General features: G+C 50.0%; 7 protein-coding genes. All 7 read left to right on the top strand.

Features of this window, described 5'->3' with window-relative positions:
* The coding region (locus tag B2Y11_RS03110; RefSeq protein WP_291056086.1) for a hypothetical protein at positions 1-267 on the top strand (267 nt) is incomplete at its 5' end.
* Positions 233-1,066, top strand: coding sequence for a diaminopimelate epimerase (gene dapF / locus B2Y11_RS03115; protein WP_291056088.1), 834 nt, complete (start codon positions 233-235; stop codon positions 1,064-1,066). The genes B2Y11_RS03110 and dapF, both read left to right, overlap by 35 nt.
* A gap of 26 nt (positions 1,067-1,092) precedes the next feature.
* Entirely contained in the window at positions 1,093-1,983 is an 891-nt protein-coding gene (locus tag B2Y11_RS03120; protein ID WP_291056090.1) for a YicC/YloC family endoribonuclease, read from the top strand.
* Between the two features lie 13 nt (positions 1,984-1,996).
* Positions 1,997-2,269: an extracellular matrix/biofilm regulator RemA gene (remA, locus tag B2Y11_RS03125; RefSeq protein ID WP_273096016.1), complete on the top strand. Its 273-nt coding sequence runs from the start codon at positions 1,997-1,999 to the stop codon at positions 2,267-2,269.
* Between the two features lie 2 nt (positions 2,270-2,271).
* Positions 2,272-2,919 (top strand): guanylate kinase, encoded by a 648-nt coding sequence (gene gmk / locus B2Y11_RS03130; RefSeq protein ID WP_291056095.1) that lies wholly within the window; start codon positions 2,272-2,274, stop codon positions 2,917-2,919.
* Complete coding sequence (rpoZ, locus tag B2Y11_RS03135) at positions 2,916-3,116, top strand: DNA-directed RNA polymerase subunit omega (protein ID WP_291056097.1); 201 nt, start codon at positions 2,916-2,918, stop codon at positions 3,114-3,116. The genes gmk and rpoZ overlap by 4 nt, the downstream gene beginning before the upstream one ends.
* Before the next feature lie 99 nt (positions 3,117-3,215).
* Complete coding sequence (coaBC, locus tag B2Y11_RS03140) at positions 3,216-4,412, top strand: bifunctional phosphopantothenoylcysteine decarboxylase/phosphopantothenate--cysteine ligase CoaBC (protein WP_291056099.1); 1,197 nt, start codon at positions 3,216-3,218, stop codon at positions 4,410-4,412.
* The last annotated feature ends 241 nt before the right edge of the window (positions 4,413-4,653 follow it).

The raw sequence follows: 4,653 nt of genomic DNA on the forward strand, positions 1-4,653 counted from the left end.
CATATGAAATTCGATTCTGCAAATGAATCAGTTTCCTTAAGGATACCAATCGGCGGGAGGGGGAGTACGCCGGTACATGCCGTAAATGACCACCCCCCAGTCTCCAGCCCCCCATTCCCCGACTCCCCACTTATATCCAAGGTTGATAGACAGAGGATAGGAATGGTAAAATATAAGTTCAGAAATAAGAAATTTTCAATTCATCATGATATGTATACAGCAAGGAGGAACTATGCATTTTGTAAAATGGCAGGCCTGCGGCAATGATTTTGTCTTTGTCAATGGTTTGGAGGAAAATCTGGAAGAAGTGACGAAGCATACAAAGGAAATCTGTGACCGCCATTTCGGTATCGGTGCCGACGGCATCATCTTTATTCTTCCTTCCCATAAGGCGGATCTGAAGATGCGCATTTTCAATTCCGACGGTTCTGAAGCGGAAATGTGCGGAAACGGCATCCGTGCCTTTGCCAAGTGGGCAATGGAACTGGGCCTGGTAAAGAATCATAAAATTTCCGTAGAAACGGGGGCAGGCATTCTTTATCCGGAAGTGCTGGACAACGGCCTGGTGCGGGTGGATATGGGGAAACCTCATCTGTCCGCTTCTGAAATCCCATCTATCGGCTTCGGCGACGGCCCTGTGATTGATAAGACCCTGGAAAGCGAAGCCAATGGCAAATCCTATCAGGTTACCTGCGTTTCCATGGGCAATCCCCACTGCATTATTTTTGTAGATGATGTGGAATCGGTGGACGTGACCGGTGAAGGGCCGAATCTGGAAAAGGACAGCCATTTCCCGAAGAAAACGAATGTGGAATTTGTGGAACAGCTTTCCGACAGCCATTTCCGCATGCGTGTATGGGAAAGAGGCGCCGGCGTCACCATGGCCTGCGGTACAGGCACCTGTGCCACCGTTGTGGCAGCTATCCTGAATGGCAAAGTTTCCAAAAGCGCCGATGTAACCCTGGATGGCGGTAGGCTCCATATTGAATGGGATGGGAATCCGGAAAGCCATGTATTCATGACTGGGCCGGCGGAAAAGGTATTTGAAGGAAATTATCCGCTGTAACAGCAATAAGAATGGGGGCGTTGGATATGAACAGTATGACCGGCTTCGGCAGAGGCAGTGCGGAAAACGAACTGGGTACCATGACGGCAGAGCTTAAATCGGTGAACAGCCGCTTCCTTGAAATCAATATGCGGAGTGACCATTTTTCCGCCTTTCTGGAAGATACAGCTTCCAGACGGATTAAACAGGCCCTGCATCGGGGGAAGGTGACTGCCTTCCTTTCCTTCCAGCCTTCTGCCAAAGGAAATCAGGTGAAGGTTGAACTGGATCAGTCCCTCCTTGAAGCCTATGCTTCCGCGTTGAAGGAAGCGCGGAAAACAGAGGGACTCCGGAGAAGAAAACCTTCCGTTTCCGATCTTTTGACCCTGCCAGAACCTTTTATCCATGTGAAAAAGGAACCTCTTCCCGATGACAGGCTGGCACCTCTTCTGGAAGAAGCGGTGGACAATGCTTTGAGGGAACTGCTGTTCATGCGGGAAAGGGAAGGGGCCAACCTGAAGGCAGATCTCACAAAAAGAATCGATTTCCTGCAGGAAAAGAGAGACTTCCTTCTCTCCAAACAGGATGAGGCAGCCCGTGCCTATGAAGCCAGGCTGAAGGAAAGAATCGATAAAGTGCTTCAGGACAGGAATCTTTCCATGGATGAAGGCAGGGTACTGGAGGAAGTGGCCATTTTCTCCGAAAAAGCGGACTATACGGAAGAAGTCGTTCGTTTCGGCAGCCACCTGGTCCAGTTCAGGCAGATTCTGGATAGCAGCGAGCCATCCGGGAGGAAGCTTGATTTCCTCCTCCAGGAAATCAACAGGGAAGTGAACACCACGGCTTCAAAAGCCAGTGACACTCTGGTGGTTGACTGTGTTATAATAATCAAGACAGAACTCGAAAAAATTCGCGAGCAAGTCCAAAATATTGAATAAGGAGTTATCAAAAGTGGGGTTTTCATTAATTAACATCGGTTTTGGCAATATGGCGGCAGCAGCCAGAGTCATGGCAATCATCAGTCCGGAATCTGCACCGGTAAAGCGTATGATCCAGGACTGCAGGGACAGAGGAGAACTGATTGATGCCACCTATGGCAGAAAGACAAGGGCTGTTCTCATTATGGACAGCGGACAGATTATCCTTTCCGCCGTACAGCCGGAAACCATTTCTCACAGACTGACGAACAAGGACACGGTCATTAATGAAGGATTGGACGATTAATCATGGACACTAAGAAGAAAGATGAGGGAATCCTGCTGGTGGTGTCAGGCCCCAGCGGTGCAGGAAAGGGAACGATCTGCAGCGCCATCCGTTCCATTTATCCGAATCTCCATTATTCTGTTTCTATGACCACCCGTGAACCCCGGAAGGGAGAGGTGGAAGGGGAAAGCTACTATTTCCGTACCAATGAGCAGTTTGAAAAGCTCATTCAAGAAGATGCTTTCCTTGAATATGCCAGGGTGTATGACCATTACTACGGTACACCGAAGAAGTACGCACTGGACCTGATCAATGAGGGGAAGTCCGTGCTTCTGGAAATCGATATCCAGGGGGCCATGCAGGTAAAGAAAAGATATCCCAAGGGCGTATTCATCTACATCGTTCCGCCGTCTCTCAAGATTCTTTCCGGCCGGCTCCATGACCGGGGCACAGACTCGGAAGAAGTGATCCGGAAGCGGCTCTCCCAGATTACAAGCGAACTGGCCATGGCCCATCAGTACGACTACATTGTGGTGAATGACGTACTGGAAGATGCGGTGCATAAGACCTGCTCCATCCTGGAAGCTGAAAAATGCAAACTGTCCCGCAACGAAGGGCAGATCGAAACTATTTTCAAACAATATATCAGTAAGGAGGTACCTTTAAAATGATGTGTTTTCCATCCATTGACAGCCTTGTCAAGAAAGTAGATTCCAAGTATACACTGGTTACCCTGGCAGCAGACAGAGCCCGTGAACTCACTGACGGACAGCCTCCGCTGATTCCCGATGCGCAGAACAAGAAACCGGTCACCGTGGCACTGGAAGAAATTTACAGAGACAAGATTACCTACAGCTTTGATAAATAACAAAAACACCGATAAAGCCTCCATCCGGCCTTATCGGTATTTCCATTTTTGTATTCCGCAGAACTTTGAGGAAACAGGATTTCCGGGAAGGATTTGTAAATGTTTGAGAATAAACATATTGTAGTAGGCGTGTGCGGAGGAATTGCCGCATACAAAGCAGCTGGTCTCGTAAGCCGGCTTCGCCAGAGCGGTGCCGATGTGCACTGCATTATGACAAAAAATGCAGCCAAGCTGGTCACTCCCATTACCTTCGGCGAACTGTCCGGCAACGATGTAACGGTGGATATGTTTGCCAATATCAATAAATGGGATGTGGAGCACATCGCTCTGGCTCGTCTGGCGGACATCTTCGTCATCGCTCCTGCTACGGCCGATATCATCGGCAAGATTGCAAACGGCATTGCCGATGACATGCTCTCTACCACCGTCATGGCGACCAAGGCCAAAGTCATCTTTGTGCCTTCCATGAACACCAATATGTATGAAAATCCCATAGTCCAGGAAAATATAGCCAAACTCCGTGCCCATGGCTACCTTTTCGTGGAACCGGAATCCGGCCATCTGGCCTGCAATACCAGCGGGAAAGGCCGTTTCCCGAAACTGGAAACCATTATGGATGCCATTGAAAAAGGACTCTTCGGCAAAGGTCTCCTGAAGGGAAAGAAGATCATTGTCAGCGCCGGCGGCACCCAGGAAGCCATCGATCCCGTCAGATACATCAGCAACCGCTCCAGCGGCCGCATGGGCTATGCCATTGCCAGAGCCGCTGCCATGGAAGATGCTGATGTGACACTGGTGAGCTGTACCACCGCCCTTCCTGTGCCCACCGGCGTAAAAATCGAATACGTCAGGGACGCCAGAGAGCTTGACCGTGCCATGAATGCCCATTTTGATGACTGCGATGCAGCTATCATGGCAGCAGCCGTATCCGATTACCGCCCCAAGGTGCAGGCCACCCAGAAAATCAAGAAGGAATCCCACGATGTCCTCCACATCGACCTTACCCAGAACCCGGACATTCTCTACGGACTGGGCCGGAAAAAGAAGGGCCAGTTCCTGGTGGGCTTTGCCGCTGAAACCAATGACGTCATCGAACACGGCAAGGAAAAGCTGAAAAGAAAGAACCTGGACATGCTGGTGGCCAATGACGTGGCCATGCCGGGCGCCGGATTCAACGTACCCACCAACATTGCCTCCCTCCTGTACAAAGACGGCACCATGGAACAGTACCCAAAAATGACAAAGGATGAACTGGGCCATATCATCGTCGAAAAGATTGCTGAAGGCCTGAAATAAAAGAACAAAAAAACGCCGCTTGCTGCGGCGTTTTTTATGTGAAGAAAAGAGTACCGGTGCGCAGATAACAGCATGGCGCTGAAAGCAGAAAAGCACATGACGAACTGTCAGGGGGCTGTGAAAAAATGTAGAAATGACACAGCTGCCACTCCACCGCACCGTCATTTCGACCGCAGCCGGTCAGCCGCCAATAGGAAAGCCTCTTATTGGGCAGGCAAGGGAAGCACTGATTAATTCGCAG

The organism is Dialister sp. UBA1703 (genome assembly GCA_002320515.1).
Classification (GTDB): Bacteria; Bacillota; Negativicutes; order Veillonellales; family Dialisteraceae; genus Dialister.

Bases quoted from the DNA above. Each gene is read 5' to 3' on its own strand.
- B2Y11_RS03120 (WP_291056090.1), top strand. From the start codon at position 1,093: ATGAACAGTATGACCGGCTTCGGCAGAGGCAGTGCGGAAAACGAACTG.
- coaBC (WP_291056099.1), top strand. From the start codon at position 3,216: ATGTTTGAGAATAAACATATTGTAGTAGGCGTGTGCGGAGGAATTGCC.
- rpoZ (WP_291056097.1), top strand. From the start codon at position 2,916: ATGATGTGTTTTCCATCCATTGACAGCCTTGTCAAGAAAGTAGATTCC.
- gmk (WP_291056095.1), top strand. From the start codon at position 2,272: ATGGACACTAAGAAGAAAGATGAGGGAATCCTGCTGGTGGTGTCAGGC.
- dapF (WP_291056088.1), top strand. From the start codon at position 233: ATGCATTTTGTAAAATGGCAGGCCTGCGGCAATGATTTTGTCTTTGTC.